Annotated in this window: 1 pseudogene; it reads right to left on the bottom strand. The window is 65.1% G+C overall.

Annotation, left to right across the window (positions count from 1 at the left end):
* Positions 1-350, bottom strand: a pseudogene (locus tag AC31A1_RS52340) (hypothetical protein); the annotation flags it as partial.

Below are 350 nucleotides of genomic sequence, written 5' to 3'. Positions count from 1 at the left end.
GACACACAACCGGCGGTAGCCCCACGCCCGTTGACATGCAAAAAGATCCCGGCCCCCCGCCCCTTCACGGGCTTGGCGTAGTTGAACCCAACGACGAACCCGTACGCGTACTGCGTCGGATACGAGATCAGCCGCTCGGACTCGGACGCCCGGCAATCACTCGCCAGGGGCTCACTCCACCGGTTGTAGACCCGAGACCGAGTGTCCTCACACCACCACGAACTCCCGCTCACCCGCCGGTACTTGGCCTTGGTCCCACCAGGAGCCGCCTTGATCCCGAAGGCGTACGGCAGGTCGTACAACCCCGTGGGAGTCGTGTACGACCCCTGCTCACGGGACCCACCCTCAAC

It is taken from the genome of Streptomyces sp. P5F9, from assembly GCF_057961495.1.
This window is presented reverse-complemented; position numbering and strand designations above follow the sequence as displayed.